Source organism: Nibrella saemangeumensis (genome assembly GCF_039541915.1).
GTDB classification, from domain to species: Bacteria; Bacteroidota; Bacteroidia; order Cytophagales; family Spirosomataceae; genus Nibrella; species Nibrella saemangeumensis.
This window is the reverse complement of sequence record NZ_BAABHD010000069.1, coordinates 35,722-52,725: the sequence shown is the minus strand read 5'-3', so window position 1 is coordinate 52,725 and position 17,004 is coordinate 35,722. Positions and strand designations below refer to the sequence as shown.

At 44.2% G+C, this 17,004-nt stretch carries 10 protein-coding genes; 7 read left to right on the top strand and 3 right to left on the bottom strand.

The genetic code is table 11. From position 1 onward, the window contains the following. Positions 1 to 192: 192 nt before the first annotated feature. The gene (locus tag ABD949_RS19725) at positions 193 to 891 is read left to right on the top strand and encodes a recombinase family protein (protein ID WP_345246177.1); all 699 of its coding nucleotides are present in this window, start codon (positions 193 to 195) and stop codon (positions 889 to 891) included. Between the two features lie 112 nt (positions 892 to 1,003). Here the strand turns inward: ABD949_RS19725 and ABD949_RS19720 are convergent, their stop codons facing one another. Both ABD949_RS19720 and ABD949_RS19715 read right to left on the bottom strand, forming a co-directional pair. Continuing rightward, positions 1,004 to 1,681: an endonuclease/exonuclease/phosphatase family protein gene (locus ABD949_RS19720; protein ID WP_345246175.1), complete on the bottom strand. Its 678-nt coding sequence runs from the start codon at positions 1,679 to 1,681 to the stop codon at positions 1,004 to 1,006. A 43-nt stretch (positions 1,682 to 1,724) separates the two neighbouring features. After that, complete coding sequence (locus tag ABD949_RS19715) at positions 1,725 to 3,674, bottom strand: DUF3472 domain-containing protein (RefSeq protein ID WP_345246173.1); 1,950 nt, start codon at positions 3,672 to 3,674, stop codon at positions 1,725 to 1,727. A 538-nt stretch (positions 3,675 to 4,212) separates the two neighbouring features. Here ABD949_RS19715 and ABD949_RS19710 point away from each other — a divergent pair. Both ABD949_RS19710 and ABD949_RS19705 read left to right on the top strand, forming a co-directional pair. Further along, on the top strand, positions 4,213 to 6,216 hold the full coding sequence (locus tag ABD949_RS19710; protein WP_345246171.1) for an McrB family protein: 2,004 nt from the start codon (positions 4,213 to 4,215) through the stop codon (positions 6,214 to 6,216). A gap of 2 nt (positions 6,217 to 6,218) precedes the next feature. Next, on the top strand, positions 6,219 to 7,370 hold the full coding sequence (locus ABD949_RS19705; protein ID WP_345246169.1) for an McrC family protein: 1,152 nt from the start codon (positions 6,219 to 6,221) through the stop codon (positions 7,368 to 7,370). A gap of 49 nt (positions 7,371 to 7,419) precedes the next feature. Here ABD949_RS19705 and ABD949_RS19700 read toward each other — a convergent pair whose 3' ends face one another. Then, entirely contained in the window at positions 7,420 to 8,877 is a 1,458-nt protein-coding gene (locus ABD949_RS19700) for a sigma 54-interacting transcriptional regulator (protein WP_345246167.1), read from the bottom strand. A gap of 118 nt (positions 8,878 to 8,995) precedes the next feature. Here ABD949_RS19700 and ABD949_RS19695 point away from each other — a divergent pair, with 118 nt between their 5' ends. The 4 genes from ABD949_RS19695 to ABD949_RS19680 all read left to right on the top strand — a co-directional run bounded on the left by ABD949_RS19695 (position 8,996) and on the right by ABD949_RS19680 (position 16,995). Next, a complete protein-coding gene (locus tag ABD949_RS19695; protein ID WP_345246165.1) occupies positions 8,996 to 10,234 on the top strand; it encodes a DUF2130 domain-containing protein in 1,239 nt (412 codons plus the stop codon). Between the two features lie 62 nt (positions 10,235 to 10,296). After that, the gene (locus tag ABD949_RS19690; RefSeq protein WP_345246163.1) at positions 10,297 to 13,551 is read left to right on the top strand and encodes a DEAD/DEAH box helicase; all 3,255 of its coding nucleotides are present in this window, start codon (positions 10,297 to 10,299) and stop codon (positions 13,549 to 13,551) included. 77 nt (positions 13,552 to 13,628) lie between these two features. Next, a complete protein-coding gene (locus tag ABD949_RS19685; protein ID WP_345246161.1) occupies positions 13,629 to 16,055 on the top strand; it encodes an N-6 DNA methylase in 2,427 nt (808 codons plus the stop codon). A gap of 13 nt (positions 16,056 to 16,068) precedes the next feature. After that, positions 16,069 to 16,995 carry a hypothetical protein gene (locus ABD949_RS19680; protein WP_345246159.1) on the top strand — a complete coding sequence of 309 codons (927 nt, stop codon included), beginning with the start codon at positions 16,069 to 16,071 and terminating at the stop codon, positions 16,993 to 16,995. The last annotated feature ends 9 nt before the right edge of the window (positions 16,996 to 17,004 follow it).

Sequence of the window (17,004 nt, the reverse complement as noted above, 5' to 3'; positions counted from 1 at the left end):
TTCGCAATAAGTTAATCTTACGGGCCTATGCCGTGGTGGGTAAAAACCAGGAATATGATAAAACTTATACATACACACTTGCTTAAACCATAGAAAACTCTAAATTTATAAATGCCAGTTAAGGTTCAGTACGGGTATTTACAAAGCCATAAGGAGCGTAACGCCTTTGTAAAATTCGCTATCTTAGACCCCATGGAGCAGAAATATATCGTCTACTACCGGGTGTCCACCAAGCGGCAGGGTGACAGCGGCTTGGGGCTGGAAGCTCAGCGGGCCTATGTTGAGCATTTCTATAAGAGTAAGAATATTATTGCCCAGTTTACCGATGTCCGCAGCGGTAAGACCATTCACAAGCGGCCCCAACTCCAACAGGCACTGGCGCTCTGCCGACAGGAAAACGCTACGCTCGTGGTGGCCAAGATCGACCGGCTGAGTCGGGATACGGAGCAGGCGCTTTGGCTCTATCAGCAGTTGGAGGGGCGCCTGGAATCATGCGATATTCCTCACCTGGATAAATTTACCCTTACCTTATTTATGGCAATTGCCGATCGGGAGAGGGAACTCATTGGTATTCGGACCAAACAGGCTCTACAGCAGAAAGTAAAACAGATTGGTGAATGGCGGTTGAAGGGCAAGAACGAGAAAAAGACCGCAGCCGCTGCGGTTGGGGCTCGGCTAAGCCGGGAGATGGCTAATGAAAATGAGAATAACCGCCGGGCAGCCGTGGTAATCCGGAATGGTCGAGAAGTGGGTAAGTCCTGGTCGACAATTGCGGCCGAGCTGAACGCCAACGGTTTCAAGACATCTAAGGGTAGAAACTTCCAAGCTGTTCAGGTACAGCGTATCCACCGCCGATACGAGGTTCAAGAGGCGGATGTTGCAACTGTGTGATCATTTTAAGGCTAAGCTTAGTAAGCCCCATACCTCTCCAAAGACGCTGAGCCAACTACTAAGGTCTTCGAAGCTCTATGTAAAGAAGTGATACGGAGGCTCAATCAGGTGGTCAATCTATTTCTGCTAGCATGGGTGCATGATCCGACAATTTATTATCCAGCTCATTTAGTGAATACCAAGAGCGTTTGATACGTGGTGCCAAGTCTTCAGTAGCAACTATATGATCGGGACGCGAAACACCGCCGGCAGAACTTCGATAAGACCATAAGGTTTTATCGGGGTTGTCTCGTTTCCATATATCTTTCCATCCAGCATTCCAAAGAGGCTGAAGTTGATTATAATTTCTTGGGTTTGAGCCTTTGGGTCCAAAGTAAAAATCTCCAGTGGCCAACGTTAATTTAGGACGGTAGCCATTTTGCAAAGCTGAAAGAAAACCGAAAAAGTTCTTTCCTACATCTTCCCTGGCACAGAAGGTACCGATGATGGTTACATCTCCTATTTTAGTAGCTGTAACATATTTCTGCAAAGCAGCAGGAACCTCAATTAAAGCATCGGTACCAATCCAGCGGCTAGCAATTACAACGCTATTATCATTTGGGAGAGCCTCCGCTTTTGTATGGTGCTCTAGCCCTAAATCTTTCAAATTCTTCAGAAGTTGCTGACCACTCATTCCGTTCCGGAACTCAGTCAGTACGACTACATCCGGGTTGTGTTTTGCAATAGCTTCCGAAATTGCGTTTAAATTTTTTGCTCCGCCATGGCAGATATTCCAATTTAGTAGTTTCATATATGCAACAGGTTTTTAGCCAGGCTGGAAGATTTACAGTACATTATGGTAAAGAAGCAAAGTCAATGATAGGGGGAGTACCCGTTGCCCCCCTACTAAAACTGGTGCTTATCTGAGTGAAGTCGTTAAAAAACCCACAATTTCTTAAAAAGAATCTTCCATTCAGAACCCCTCCAGAGTAATCCATTCTGTAACCTCTAGACGCTGTTTCATCAGCTGAGAATGTAACTCTGCTCACTTCAAACCGGTTGCCTCCCTTTGTAAATGCCCATTGATTACCGTAGTAAGCGCTTCGCTCGAGATTACCAGTGTTAGGATTGAAGTTCTCAAGGAAGGAGTATAAACCTTTGAGGTAGGTGTTGGTTTTAGGCCGTGAAAAGCTGGCTATTAAACGCCAGGTACCTTCTTCAGGCGCAAAAAAGTAAGCGCTGAAATCCGTATAATTGTTCATAGCGGGACGAGCACGAACTAAGAACTTATACGTATTTCCTGCCTTCCAATTATATCGCAAAAAACTCTGTCCTCCCGAGCCCTCATTCCCAAATTCGCCCGATACTACCTCACTCCCCTTTTTAAGTAGTTTAACTTTCTGGTCTTCAGGAATCTTGGTTGGATCATCAGTTTGGAATGGACTCCAAATTGAAAAGAGGATACGTCTCTCCGTAGTAGAATTCACCTGCATACCAAAGTATCCCCCGTCAAAGCCATTGGCCATATAATACGAACCAATTACATCGGAATTTGCAGGGACCGTTACTTCATTATAAAACCACTCTACATCCTCTTGTGTCGGTATAGTATACCATAAGTGAACAGATGGTCCGCGTCTTCCCCAATGAAAGTAGTTGTCGTTATTATTAGGTACATAAGATACCTGACCAGCAACGGAGGTTCCGCTAACTGCCACGTTGGTAATCAAACCGAACAATGTTCCAGATTTTGAAAGCCCTTGTAAATCAATTCTGACATAACCTGCATTAGCAATAGTCCACTCATCCACCATGTATTCAATCTGCTCAGTTCCTTTAGCTGTAAATTGTACAGTTTTTCCAGCAATAGTAACAGCGAATCTGCTTTCTCCATTTGGTACTCTAAGACCCACGGAAACTTTAAGGCTGCCTGCCTGAGCTACTCGTACATAGGTAGTCAGTGTAGTCTGTGCATTCTGCCAATTTTCTAGGCCCTCATTGCTTACGAATTCTACTCCACCTGTAGGACTTATAACCCAAGAGTTACCACCTACAGGAATAACCTTTTTATTACCATCGTGGACCATGTTTGTCTGAGGAGTTGCTTTATCTACTTTGACTTCATACACTTGTGTGCTACCGTCTTCAGCAGTTACTGTGTAGTTAACAGGATTCACGAAATTCTGAGTCACACCCGATGTAGGTGATACTGTTGCTTTTGCTGATACAGTGATGGTTGGTGTTAAAGCTGATAAGTTGGCATTGGCCGGAAGGGTAGCCGTGATCTTTTTGGTTGTTTGGTCAATGGTTGCTTGTACAACAGGGTTAAACGCTTCAAACGAGAACGCTGTTATTTGCTTCTCGGTCGCTTTTGGTGCTGCCTGAACAACAACTCTGACAATATATGTTCTGCTGCTCTTATCTTCGGCTGTAACTGTGTAATTAACAGGGTTTCTAAAATCCTGAATGGAACCAGACTCTGGTCTTGACGTCGCCCCTTGGGGCAACGAGAATGTCACATTAAGAGCAGAAACGTTGGTACCAGCCGGAACGGTAACAGAATAAGTACTGATGGATTGGTCAAACACAATATTTGCTCCAGGCAATCCCTCTACCGCTAGATTTGATATGTCTTTCTTGTCGCTCTTAACTGCATCCGGTTCAGCCGTTTTGCAAGCCAAAACGGCTATACATAAGACAAGCATAAAAAGAAAAGAAGAGCTTAAGAATAATTTAGAGGTAAGATGTAGTAAAAAATGTTCTGTAGAATTGATGAGGTTAGTGGGTCTGTAGACTTGATGCATGATTTTACTTTAAAATTCTCGTGACCTAGTTACAGATGAATTTTCAACTTTTCAATAACCGACTTATTAAACGGTAGTTAACTTTTACCGTATAAAGGAAGTATTGCTCCCGCTTGTATTAGTACTTGTATCACCACCAGTAACATCCTAATATCAGAGGGGTTACTCTTTGAAGTAAAAAGATAGCTAAGCCTCTGTTCATTTATACGAGGGGTTTGCTGGACAGTCCCTCCTTGGCCTGCCGTTTAAAAATTTGTGCTCAAAGGTGTTCACAATTCTTGTCTAGCATTATCTGTTCATTATTTTTGAAACTTGACCTTTTCTCTGTACAAAGTAGATCGTCAGCAGACGCTCGGCATCGATCAGTATCAGCAAACCCTTGTTTTTGGTCTGTGGAGCCTTTTACAGCGAGAACAGGGCTAGCGCTAAACCAACATGCAAGAATTAGAAGCCTTCACAGCTATCATCACTTGGGTGAAGGATAAGTCTCTGCCAAATAATTTTTCTACACCCTTAACAAAGAAGTTTACTTAATTCTATGTCATTACCGATTCAAGCTCAGCATTACCTCGAGCTGTTCAACCTAAGTGCCGATGCATTCTTTCATGAATTTGATTTTCAGCCAGATCGTATTCAATTCTTTAAGAAATTCAGGGAGAAATCTTTTTTAGAGACAGCCCAATGGCCTGACTTTCAAGCTTTACGTCTAAACTTGCATACTTTTCAGTCCCTTCGCTTAGCAGGGGCTAATGCTTTAGGAAACCCAAATCATTCAATTGAGCATTACCGGTCTGAATTTATTCAGCTCCTATATGGCGAGGCATCCCTCGCTACCCGTTTTGATCATTTCCAAAAGAGCGTAGATTATTTTGGGGATGCTACCATTTCCGAAATCCTCCAATGGTGCTTTCCTGATCAATTAATAAGCATGAATGATAGGACAATAAAGACCATTGAATATTTGGGGGTTTCGATAAAATACCCTAGGGGTAGTTCAAAGGGCAAACGGTTTGAGGTATTTACGGAGTCAATAAAACCTCTTATACAAGCTTATTTAGAAATTGTAGGGCAAAGAACTTCTACAACCGCCTACGTTGAATTTGACTCCTTCTGTTACTGGCTGACTATGAACATTAACAATCTACCACTACCCCCTAAATTACCTTCTCTGCCGCCAGGTCGGCGATTTTGGCTATTGGGCGCAGGAGCGAACGGTACAGAATGGGAGAACTTTCTAAACGATAAAGTTGCAGCTATTGGCTGGCCAGAATTAGGTGACTTAAGGCAATACGATACTAAAGAGAAGATTAGAGAGAAGCATATAGAAGTATATGGTGGTGAAACCAACCAAAGGAATAATGCTTTAGCTTGTTGGCAATTCGCACATGACATAAAAGAGGGCGACATTATTGTTGCCAAGAAAGGATTATATCATTACCTGGGTTGGGGGATTGTCACTAAAGAATATCTATTCGACGAGCAAGCTTCAGAGGCATACCCTAATCGGATCGGAGTGGATTGGAAAAAACAAGGGCTTTTTTCCCACGACCCGAAATTTCAACTTTCAATGAAAGCTTTAACAGACATTACACGGTATACCGACTATATCCAAAAGGTAATGCTATTGTTGGCTATTGAACTAGATGGATCAGGGGAAGTAAAGGCCAAAGAACCTCATATTCATGACCGCACTTACACCCTAAGTCAAGCTTTTGCAGACGCTCACCTCTCTGAAGATGAATTTGAAAGGTTAATTGCACTGCTAGAGCGAAAAAAGCAACTGATCTTACAGGGGGCTCCTGGAACCGGTAAAAGCTATTTGGCTAAAATTTTACAAAGGTATTTAACGGATGGGATCAAAGACCAGGCCGAAGTTGTACAATTTCACCCTAGCTACGCCTATGAAGACTTTGTAGAAGGTTACCGACCTGTTGAAGGAGGAGGAGCTACTCTGATGTCAGGCATATTTAAACTCTTCTGTGAGAAAGCCCTAATTAGCCAAAGAGCCAACGATGGTAAAAAGTATGTACTCTTAATTGATGAAATAAATAGAGGCAACCTGGCTAAAATATTTGGTGAGTTACTTTTCCTGCTCGAATACCGGAATGAACGAATAAAACTTACTTACCGTCCTGAAGAAGACTTTCATATTCCGGAAAACGTCTATTTGATAGGTACAATGAATACAGCCGACCGCTCCCTCTCCTTGGTTGACTACGCCTTACGTAGGCGCTTTTCATTCATCACACTTCGGACTGACTACTTGCTCGTTGCCCAACTGCAAGTGACAGGTTTTTCGGCTGAGAAGTTAGCTGAAAATCTAAAGAAGATTAACCTACAACTAGCTACTACGCCCTCACTTGGAGAAAGCTTTGCCATCGGCCATAGTTATTTTGTAAGTCCCAGATTGCCCTCTCCCCTTACTCCTGAGCTCTTGGAAGATATTTGGGAATTCGATCTGCAACCTTTATTAGAAGAATACTACATGGATGATTCAGCAAAGCTCTCCGAACTTAAGAGTTTATTTTTCAATCAATTATAAGCATGGAGTCCTTATTTCTCCAGGAACACGCAACTTCAGAACCAGTCTTATTACAGCCAGATGAGATAAAAGCTTTATTGAGGCTGGCCCCTCATTTAATAACCATTAAGCCGGCAGAACAAGGTTGGCGGATTACTACTCATTCGTGGGTAGGCAGTATGCTCTTGCCTACTGGACGCACCTTAGTGGTGCAGCCCAAAGTGCCTATTAATAATCTTCTGTTTATGCTGGCTAGTCAGTACCAGCTAGCACAATGGGAGAGGTACACTCAGTTAGATGCCTGCAAAAATTATGATCTATTAGATATCTATGTTTTTGTTTTATTAGAATGGTTGGAAAAGCTATTACAACGAGGCATGTTAAAAGAGTATCAAACATTGGAGGAGGACTTAGCTCGCGTGAAAGGTAAATATAAAGTAGGGCGTATACCAACTGAGCAAACTCGTTTCCGTTGCGAATACGATGAACTCTCGCACCAAACAGTAATGAATGGTATGCTACGAGGTACCTTGCGGCTGGCGTTGCAACTACCCCTTCAAAAACCACTGCTGACCCGAGTAAAGAATTATTATCGTCGATTGGCAGAAACAGGTGAAGTCAATCTAACAGAAGCTATGTTTCAGCGGCTGGCATATAATAAGCTTAACCGTCATTATCAATCAATTATTAACCTGTGTTATCTGATTTTTTCCAACACAGTGCTACATGAACGAAGTGGAGAGAGTCTGTTCTCAGGGTTTCTGGTTGATATGAATCGGCTTTTTGAAGATTTCATTCGTTCTACTATTCAACGGCAGCTACCTGAACGAAGAGTGGTAAAGAGTGTTAAAACAAACTGGGCGCAGGCAAGGCAGACGATCAGTCATTTACCTGCCCTTATACCTGACATTCTTATTGAGGGTAGAAAAATACTGGACACAAAATATTACCGAAATGCCATTCATCAAGAAAAACTGCATAGTGCTCATCTGTATCAATTAGCTACTTACTGTGGTGCTTATCAGCTTGATGGCATATTAGTATATCCTGAAAACGGACAAGCTATCAACGAAAGTTACCAATACAACGATACTTGCCTAAGCATTCGAACCATAAAGCTAGATGGCACTATAGCTGAACTGATCCAGTCTGTTGAAGAGCTGACGCTAAGTTAGTATATGATCCAAATTTTTGACGTCTTTCAAAACCTAAAAACTCCAATATTTAAATTTTATATTCTTTAATCCTGTCCATCAACGTATTTATTGAGCCATAGCCCAAAGCTTCTTTGGCTTTTGATTTATTGCCATTGAAATATTGAAGAGCACGCCGAATCAGCTCTTTCTCATGAAACTCCCACTTGAAGCTGCTTTCAGGGCTGTCCGGATGCTGGAGCCAATCCGGCAAGTCAGCAACATCAACGGTACCGTCAGTAAATACGTATAGTGATTCAATCAGGTTTTCCAGTTCCCGAACGTTTCCCGGAAACAGGTACATGTCCAGAAGCTTCTTAGCGGCTGTTGTAAACTTGAGTGGGTTAGGCTTACGAAAAGCTTTCTGTTTTGCTTTTACGAAATGCTTTATGAGTGCCTGTTTATCAGGTAGACCGCGTTCAGAGAGCGGTGGTAAGTAGAGCTCAGCAACAGAAAGCCGGTAAAATAGGTCCCATCTAAATTGTCCGTTCTGACATGCTTGCCTGAGTGGTTTGTGAGTGGCTGCTACTATTCTCACATCAGCTTTACGGGGCTTTGTAGCCCCTACGGGGGTAAACTCCTGCTCCTGCAATACGCGTAGCAACGTCTGTTGCATATACGGCGAGATGTCGCCGATCTCATCTAAAAATAAGGTACCACCCTTTGCCGCATCAAAGAAACCTTCAGTTGCTTTTTCCGCCCCGGTAAATGCCCCCTTTTCATGACCAAATAACCGGGATTCAAGCAGGGAGTCACCTAATGCGGAGCAATTCACAGCTATAAAGGGGCGCTTCACTCGATTTGATTGTTGATGAATGTACCGGGCCAGGTGTTCCTTACCCGTTCCGCTGGCCCCCTGTATCAGGCAGGTCACCCGTTCAGTTTCTGAAATACGTTTGGCTCGGCTATAAACAGGGCTTAATGCATCTGTAATTAAATAATCACTCTCTTGCTCAGGTGAATCGTTTAGCTGTTGTCGTACAACAACGGATATAGGGATAGTTGACTGCTCTGCTTCTACTGCTATCAATTCTGGAAGGTTATTCTGGGTGAATTTAGCCTCACGGGTCTGTAACAAGCGCATAGGAAGTCCCAACCCACTTTGACATAGATACCAGACTACCTGCATTGCAGGAGTTCCAGGTGAAATAAAGACATCAATCTGCTTAGCAGTAGCGGAGAGCTCCAGCAACAGCGCTTCTACTTTGGGTTTGAGTGCAAAGACATTGATTACATCATTATCCGGAATATTCATGTACCGTCCTTCTATTTTATCCCGACGGTCCGGGAAGTCAAGCATCAAGCGATTTAACAGCTTTTCCAGCCTAATATCTTCATCCGGTTTAGATGATAAAATAATATGCCTATCATGCGTAAAAAAATACTGGTGAAACTGCCAGGTCGGTCCTGACGTCTTTACCTCCCCCTTATCAAAGTCATTATTGCTCGCAATCCAGGACAGTAAGATTTTGCTATCATTTTTTGACATATAAATTCAATTATTGAAAAATAAATATGCAATAATTCCGCAAATAATCACAATTTTTGATTGGCACGATATTCGTACCCTGGAGAGACGTTGTCCACTTCAAAACTTCTTCCTGTCTATGAACCAAGCCTTTAGTTGTCCTCACTGCCATCAGCCAATCGACCTGGAAGCTTCCTTTACGCATCAGGTTGAACATCAGTTGGCGCGAAAGTATAACCAGCATTTTGCGGATCTGAAAGCGGAAATCAAAAAACGCGAAGAAGAACTGCACCGCGATAAGCTGGCTATGCAGGCTAAAGAAAAGGAATTACAACTGGAGGTACAAAAGGCAGTAGATACCCAATTGAAAGCCTTGCAAGCGGAAGCGCTTCAGAAAGCCCGTTCTGAGCAGCAATCCGCCATCGACCTGTTGCAGGAAGAACTTCGTACCAAATCGGAGACGGTCAAGTCACTCCAGCAGAAAGAATTGCTTTTACTACGGCAACAACGTGAATTGGACGAACAGCGGGCAGCCTTGGAGCTGGATGTAGAGAAGCGGCTTCAGAGCACGCTAGCGGAGGTTGAGCGAAAGGCTTTAGAAAAAGCCCGTGAGGAGACCCACTTAAAGGAAGAGGAACAGCAAGGGTTAATAAACGCACTTACGGCTCAACTGGACGCTATGAAGCGTAAAATTGAACAGGGTTCCCAGCAAACCCAGGGCGAAGTTCAGGAGGTTGCTTTGGAGAAACTCCTGAAGGATACCTTCCCTTTTGATGAAATTGAGGAGGTCGGCAAAGGCGTTAACGGAGCTGATTTGATCCAGGCTGTACGCAATGAGTATGGCCGATTCTGCGGTCGAATCGTGTATGAGAGCAAGCGTACCAAAGCCTTTAGCCCGGCCTGGATTGATAAGCTAAAAGCCGATCAACAGCGACACAACGGCGATATAGCGGTGTTAGTGACCGATGCGATGCCTAATGGGACGACCCATTTTGGCGAAATTGAAGGTGTATGGGTTTGTTCGTTCTCCAACGCCCGTGCCCTGGCTACTGTACTGCGTATGGGAGTCCTGAAAGTATCAGAAGTTCAGACCGCCAGTGAGAATAAAGGCGATAAAATGCAGCGGCTGTATGAGTATCTGACCAGTAATGAATTTCAGCAGTGCGTTCGGTCTATTGTTCGGGCCTTTCAGTCGATGCAGGCCGGACTTGAACAGGAAAAGCGCGCCATGAAGAAAATCTGGAGTATGCGTGAAAAGCAAATTAATGCGGTGATTGACAGTACAACCGCCATGGCGGGCTCTATCGGCGGCATTGCCGAAGGTGTAATGCTGGCTTTACCAGAATTAGAACTGGATACCTGTGAGATTGAAATCTGACTTGCTAAACAGGCAGAAAGCAACGTATATAGAACTTTAAACTTCCAAAACCATCCTCTTTTATGTTCACAAACTTACTTCCCTGGCACCTTACCCAACTTAACGCTAACTTCCCTTCTCAGAACCAGGTGTTTGTCTACAAAGGACTGCCCGTGTCCTTTGTGCAGGCAGTTGCCGCACATTTTCCGTTGATCGACTCGCAGGCTATTAATGCATCCGGGCAAATTGACCTGGATTACATCAACGAGACCATACTGGATTATGTACCGATTCTGCGCAAGCCCGCTTCGGGTAATCAGATAATGTTCTATGAGGAATTCCTTAAGCTCTCGCAGGAAGTACGGAACATGGAGCGAATGGGACGACAGTTTACCATTTTCGATAATACCTTCTACCGCCGGGTGCCTAATCAGGCGAACCATAGCTTCATTGACCTGGAATGGACAATAGAGCAGAATCGGCCTTTTGACGATGATGAAGTGTTTTGTTCGTTTTATGCCAACTGCTTTCGACAGCATGATAAGGATTACGTCCAATTCCTGGAGAATGAAGCCACTGCTTCCCAGAACGTAAAACGCCAATCGTTCTTTGACGGAGTTGATGTGCTGCCGGCAGCCCTACCCGTTACGGAGCAGCGCCTTCCAGTTGGAGCGATCCAGTTTAAGTCATCTGATAATGCCTATCAGGATTTTAAGTGGCAACTGTTTAGCGGTGAGTCGCCGGCGGAGCCTATCGAGATCCTGATCGACGAGAGCAATATCCGGACAGCAAGCGAGAAGCGGGAGCTGGCTATCCTGCACTTCATGCTCCAGCAGGCTAATGTTGCCTTTCAGTTTTACATCCGGAAAACGGAACGGGATACGTATTTCCGGCCTGAGTTACTGGCCATTCTGCAACGGCATTGGCGTACGGCAACAAATCCGGAGCCAAGTTTCCGAACCCTTAGGATTTATGATGATCCGGCAATCAGCAATGAACTGATAGAGGTCTCTCAGGGTGCGGTCGTTGAACACGTAGTGCGGCAGACGGAAGCGGCTCAGGCCAAAAAAGTGTACGAAGACGTGTTCCTGACCTCTCCAACGGGTGCCGGTAAATCCGTACTTTTTCAGGTGCCGGCCATGTACCTGGCCGACCGCTATGAGCTGGTCACAATTGTGGTATCTCCCCTTAAGGCGCTTATGTACGACCAGGTGGAAGCACTACGGCGCGACCGCCATTACGACAAGGCAGCCTATATCAACTCGGATATTACCCTCACGGAGCGTCAGGATATAATTGATAAAATTGCCCGTAAAGATATTTCGGTGCTGTACCTGTCTCCTGAGCTGCTGCTATCGTATGATATTCGCACGTTTATAGGCGACCGACAGCTTGGTTTACTGGTGGTTGACGAAGCCCACCTGGTAACTACCTGGGGCCGTGATTTCCGGGTAGACTACTGGTTTATGGGCAACTACATTCGTAAGATCCGTAAGTACTACGACTATCGCTTTCCGGTAATGGCACTCACCGCCACTGCCGTCCACGACGGACCGAATGATCTGGTGTATCAGACCATATCCAGCCTGAACATGCAGAATCCCACCAAGTACATCGGCAACATTATCCGACCGGAAATTTCGTTTCGGATTGACCGCCTGAACATCAACGTGGGAAATCATGAGCAAATCAAGCTCGATCAGACAGCCAGACGAATCCGGGATATGGTAGCGAATGGCACTAAGTCGATTGTGTATTTCCCGTGGGTACGCCAAATTCGGGATATTATGTCCCGTTTGGATGCATCGACTCGGTCAAAGGTGGCTATTTACTACAGTGGGGTAGCTCAGGCCGAACGAGAGCGTGCGCTTAATGGCTTCAAAAATGGAACAATCACGGTCGTGCTGGCCACCAAAGCCTTTGGTATGGGCGTAGACATCTCGGATATAGTAGAGGTTTACCACCATGCCCCTTCAGGTACCCTGGCCGATTATGTGCAGGAAATTGGCCGACTGGCCCGGCAAACCGGCCTGACGGGTGTAGGTAGTCTGGACTATAACGAACGTGATCTTAAATTCGCCAAAGTTCTGTTTGGTCTCTCATCATTGAAACAGTACCAGGTTAACCTGGTGTTGCGGAAGTTGTGGAATGTCTACCGACTGAAACACAAGCGGAATTTCCTGGTGTCGGTTGACGACTTCAGCTATATTTTTCCGCATGAGGATGATCCGGAGCAAAAAGTTAAGAGCGCTTTGCTGGTGCTGGAGAAGGATTATATAGCCCGCTTCGGGTACAATGTACTTATTGTTCGGCCCAAAGCGCTGTTCTCGACTGTTTACGCCAAAGTTAGCTACGAGGAAACAGCCGCTTTTGAAAGACAGTTTGGTCAGTTTGTTAGACGGCTTAACCGGCAGGAAAAAGTTAACAATGCGGTACCCTTTTCGGGGCCGGGAGGAGGCTTTATCATTCCTCAGGAGGATAAAAGTACTTGTTATAAGATTGAGCTGGATAAGCTGTGGGAGGAGTTTGCCCCGAATGAGAGCTTTCCGAAGGTAAAGCAGGAATTCTTTAGCGGTGAGTTCTTCACCCGGTTTGGCTTTTCCTCTGTTCTGCCCCGTCTCCAATACAACCTGACGCTTGAAAATGGGTGGAAAGAAACGCTCGATCTTTTGACGGCTCAACTAAATAAGCTGGAACGGGTACTACTTAGCTTTGCCGGCTTCTTCAGTAAAGAACAACTGACTCAGAAGTTGAATGTGGAGTTCGAGAACGAAACATTAGCCCGTAAAGCAGCTAACCTGCTAACCTCATTGTATAGCGAAAAGTCAGACTTTGGCCGAAATGGACACACGCAGGCTACGGGAACCAACTTTATCCAGACCCGCAAAGCGCAGACCAACGGGGAAACAGAGTACCAGGTAATCAACCTGGCACTATCCAAAGTGAAGAACTCTACCCGCCAGAAGTTCCAGAATCTGTTTGGAGCCCTTGCGGAGACGGAGACCACCTTACAACACTATATCTCTGTTAAGCCGGAGAAGAACCAGGAATCGCTCAAGCTTGCTTATATTCTGGAGATGTTTGATCTGGCCACGTATGAACTCTCTGGCGGCGAACTGCCTCAAATTTTTATCCGGATCAATGACCCTCTGAAGATTGAGCGCTTTGCTACCACAAATTATGAAAACTCCATTGTAAAGGATGTCCACCAGCGGCAGGAGCGTTCAGTGGAGCTACTTGGTCGCTTCTTCCAGACCGACATGACCGATGACAGGCGCTGGAAATTTGTAGAGGATTACTTTTTGGGGCGGGATGTGGAGGAGGTAGAAACGGTATAATATTAAATGAAAGTAGTCTAGGGCTCTCATGAAGTTGAGCCTTAGATTACTTTCACACAATCACTTTAGTAGAACTTATGAATGAACAGGCAAAAAAAGCGGTACTGCAAATAGCAGACATTCTCCTTAGGACTAGCCTCAAAGAAGATATAGTTATATTGCCAACGTTGCTGTATTTATCAAAGGGTCACCAGGACAGAGAACCATATAATTGGCTCTCATTAACTTCTCTATCACCAGAGAAAGCCATACCAACGTTTTTACTTGATATAGCAATTCAGAATGATCTAGAGCCTACGTTTCAAAAGTTAAATAAGCTACCTCCAAGCACATTATTTAAGATTATTACTGCCTTTGCCAAAGCACAGCAATCTCTGCACACTATTACTCCCGACGATTTTTTAGAAGTTGTTATCAAGCAGGGCAGCACGCCTAGAAAACATAACATCTTTTCACCTTTATTTATTGGTAGCCAAGTAGCCAGGCTTCTTAAAGAACAAGAACTAAAAAATACGGAGCCGATTTCAGTATTAGATTTAGGAGCCGGCCTTGGCGTGCTTACAGCTGCCTTGTTCAATGGTACATTGAATAAACAATTTCATTATTCCCTAATTGATATTAATAGTGAAATGGCATCTCTCGGCCAAATGTACCTCCTTTTATCAGGTTTAAAGAGAGAAGAGTTTAACTATACTGTAGCAGATGCATTAGCTTCCGATTGGGCGGGCAAAAAAGAATATGATTTAATCATTTCTCATCCGCCTTTCGGGACAGACCAGGCAAGTGTGAAAAAGTATGGATTGAACTTCTTTTTTGAGATTAGGTTTATTGAGCTTGCTATAGAATTATTAAGCTCAAGAGGAACAGCAATATTCGTTGTACCAGATTCATTACTTACAAGGAGTAATAGTCAACAGTTAGAAATCAGAAAAACTTTAGTCAATTCACAATTAGTGGTTAAAGTAGTTTCCTTACCTAAAGATGTTATTGCGAATGTTGGCGTTAGAACATCCCTCCTTCTAATTAGCAGAGAGAGTAGTTTTAACCGAAGAAATATCATCCAGTTTGAAGAGCTACAAGTTAGAGACTCCGTTACCAGTAAGGATTTTAATTTATCTGATCCTATACTAGAAAAAGTTTCAATCAACAAACATGCTGACGAGATCGTTAAAAATAATTATATATTATCGACACGTTACTACTTGCTTCCTAAACCAGAAAACGAAGAAGCATTTCACCCTTTAAGCGACTTAATTACAACTACTCGCCCAATCAGAGTTCAGAATAGTAGCCTTTTACAAGGGCTTCCATATATCAATCTACGTCAATTAGCAAGGAGTGCAAAATCCTTCCAAATCAACTATGATGATTTAGAAAGGATCAGAGCTGATATGAATCCTTCAGGCCAGATGGTTTATCAAGGAGATATTTTGGTCGCTAGAATGGGATTTAAGCTTCGAGCCTCATTATACAATGTAGATAAACCAGCATTTGCACCAATGGGAATACACGTACTTAGACCAGACACTACTAAAGTGCTTCCTGAGTACTTGGTAGCTCAACTCTGGAGCGAATATACCCATCAGCAGGTTGAGGTATTTAACTCGGGCTTTATGCTTAGCTTAATGGACCTTAATCAGATAAAGATTGAGCTTAGAGGTCTAAGTGAGCAAAAAGATTGGTTAAATAAATACCTAACCTCCTCCCTTCAGGAAAGTCAAGTGGCTTACCGTACAGCGCTTCAGGAGGAGGTATTAGTTACTTCCAGCCGGCTACAGCATACCTTAGGCAATTCGTTGCGAACAATCCGGATGAACCTGCAACATCTTATTAAGTTTGTTCAAGAACATCAGTTTGATCCGATAACTAAGCCAAACTCTCGTCCAGAGATCGCTGCTGAGAGTCGCCTGTCAGCTATATTGTACGAAATGCTCACCGAGACGGACCATGCCCAGCATTCTATAGGGTTGGCTAAAGAGTGGGTAACGGTGTCTAAAGGGCTCCAGAACGGAATGACCTTAGGTATAAAGAAGTTTCTGGAGAGTAATGTAAAAAATGGCCCTTGGCGGGACTACTGCTCAGTTGAGGTGATCGGGGACGAGATTGAGGTAACTTTCGATCCCAACCTGATTCTTATTCTGATCAGGAACTTCATGGACAATGCCGTTCGTCACGGGGAATTCCGACTCAGACCCAGAGAAGAAAACCGTATCCAGATTGAAATCGTACGAGTAGAGGAGGAACCCTCAGGTGAGACAGAGGACCCTACTGCGAAACAGGCGAATACAGTCTTTTACATTCGTAACAATGGGAAACCGTTTCCGGCTGACTTCACTATTAAAGACTTTACGGCTGAGGGTAATCTTGACGCAGGTAGCGGATACGGCGGAAATATGATTGACAGCATTGTAAAAGCTCATGGCGGAACGCTGTCTATAGTGTCGCCGGAACTGGTTGAACTCAGCGAATTTCCTGTACAGTTCAAAATAGAATTTCCTATCTAAATCCCTTAAGCTTATGAGTCAGGTTAAAATAAGGCTTCTGCTCGTCGATGATAAAAGTAATTTTAGGGAAGCATTTGTGAGAAAATTCGACGGTGAAGAATTTGAGGTGTATACCGAACCTCACCTGGTTGGTGCTCTTGACAAGCTCAGGGCAGATTTCTTCGGGTACGACTTTGTCATTTTTGATGGCTTAGGGCATACCAAACCAGGTTTAACTGAGGATCGCGGGGAGAAAGAATTTGCCTATAAGGCTATCAACGAGTTGCAGGCCCTTACCATGCAGTATAAGCGTGAGCTTCCCTGCTGCGTATTTACCATGTACCAGACAGAAGATATGATTCAGATGCTGGACAAGGTGTACCCGGACATACCAGTGTTTGCCAAAGATGATGCCGGTGAAGAACTGATGCTGAATTATGTGCGTGAACAGTATGCCCGACAGGCTGAGGCCACGTTTCGCCTGCGTCATCCTGAGATCGGGGTTATTTTCCAGAATGGATGGCTTCAGCGGGAACATGAGCAGGAATTGATAAAACTTTTTGAAAAAGTTGATTCTGGCGAGGTAATGCTCTTAAAAAATGCAGCTAGTTGTATCCGGCCTATTATGGAAGGGGTTTACACTAAGTTAGCAGAGCTGGATCGCCGTTTAGTCCCTGAAGGCTTACAACATGATAATCAACAAAGTTTAGGACAAGCAATTTATCATATTGCTGGGCAACCAAAGTGGGATAATAATACCCGAAAGTACTCTTTCAAGTCTAACCCCTTTATGCCTTTGCACCTATGGCTCACAGTTAATGCGCTTCAGAATGCAACCAGCACCGTATCTATGCATGCCTATACGCATCCAATTTCCCGCTACACTCTATCGAGTTATGCGAATATTTTAGCAGATTTGTTGCTTTGGTTTTCTGATTTCATGCAAAAACGCCCTCAATAGCGCCCTTAT

Excerpts from the sequence above, each read along its gene's own strand:
- ABD949_RS19725 (WP_345246177.1), top strand. The coding sequence starts at position 193 with ATGGAGCAGAAATATATCGTCTACTACCGGGTGTCCACCAAGCGGCAG.
- ABD949_RS19720 (WP_345246175.1), bottom strand. The coding sequence starts at position 1,681 with ATGAAACTACTAAATTGGAATATCTGCCATGGCGGAGCAAAAAATTTA.
- ABD949_RS19715 (WP_345246173.1), bottom strand. The coding sequence starts at position 3,674 with ATGCATCAAGTCTACAGACCCACTAACCTCATCAATTCTACAGAACAT.
- ABD949_RS19710 (WP_345246171.1), top strand. The coding sequence starts at position 4,213 with ATGTCATTACCGATTCAAGCTCAGCATTACCTCGAGCTGTTCAACCTA.
- ABD949_RS19705 (WP_345246169.1), top strand. The coding sequence starts at position 6,219 with ATGGAGTCCTTATTTCTCCAGGAACACGCAACTTCAGAACCAGTCTTA.
- ABD949_RS19700 (WP_345246167.1), bottom strand. The coding sequence starts at position 8,877 with ATGTCAAAAAATGATAGCAAAATCTTACTGTCCTGGATTGCGAGCAAT.
- ABD949_RS19695 (WP_345246165.1), top strand. The coding sequence starts at position 8,996 with ATGAACCAAGCCTTTAGTTGTCCTCACTGCCATCAGCCAATCGACCTG.
- ABD949_RS19690 (WP_345246163.1), top strand. The coding sequence starts at position 10,297 with ATGTTCACAAACTTACTTCCCTGGCACCTTACCCAACTTAACGCTAAC.
- ABD949_RS19685 (WP_345246161.1), top strand. The coding sequence starts at position 13,629 with ATGAATGAACAGGCAAAAAAAGCGGTACTGCAAATAGCAGACATTCTC.
- ABD949_RS19680 (WP_345246159.1), top strand. The coding sequence starts at position 16,069 with ATGAGTCAGGTTAAAATAAGGCTTCTGCTCGTCGATGATAAAAGTAAT.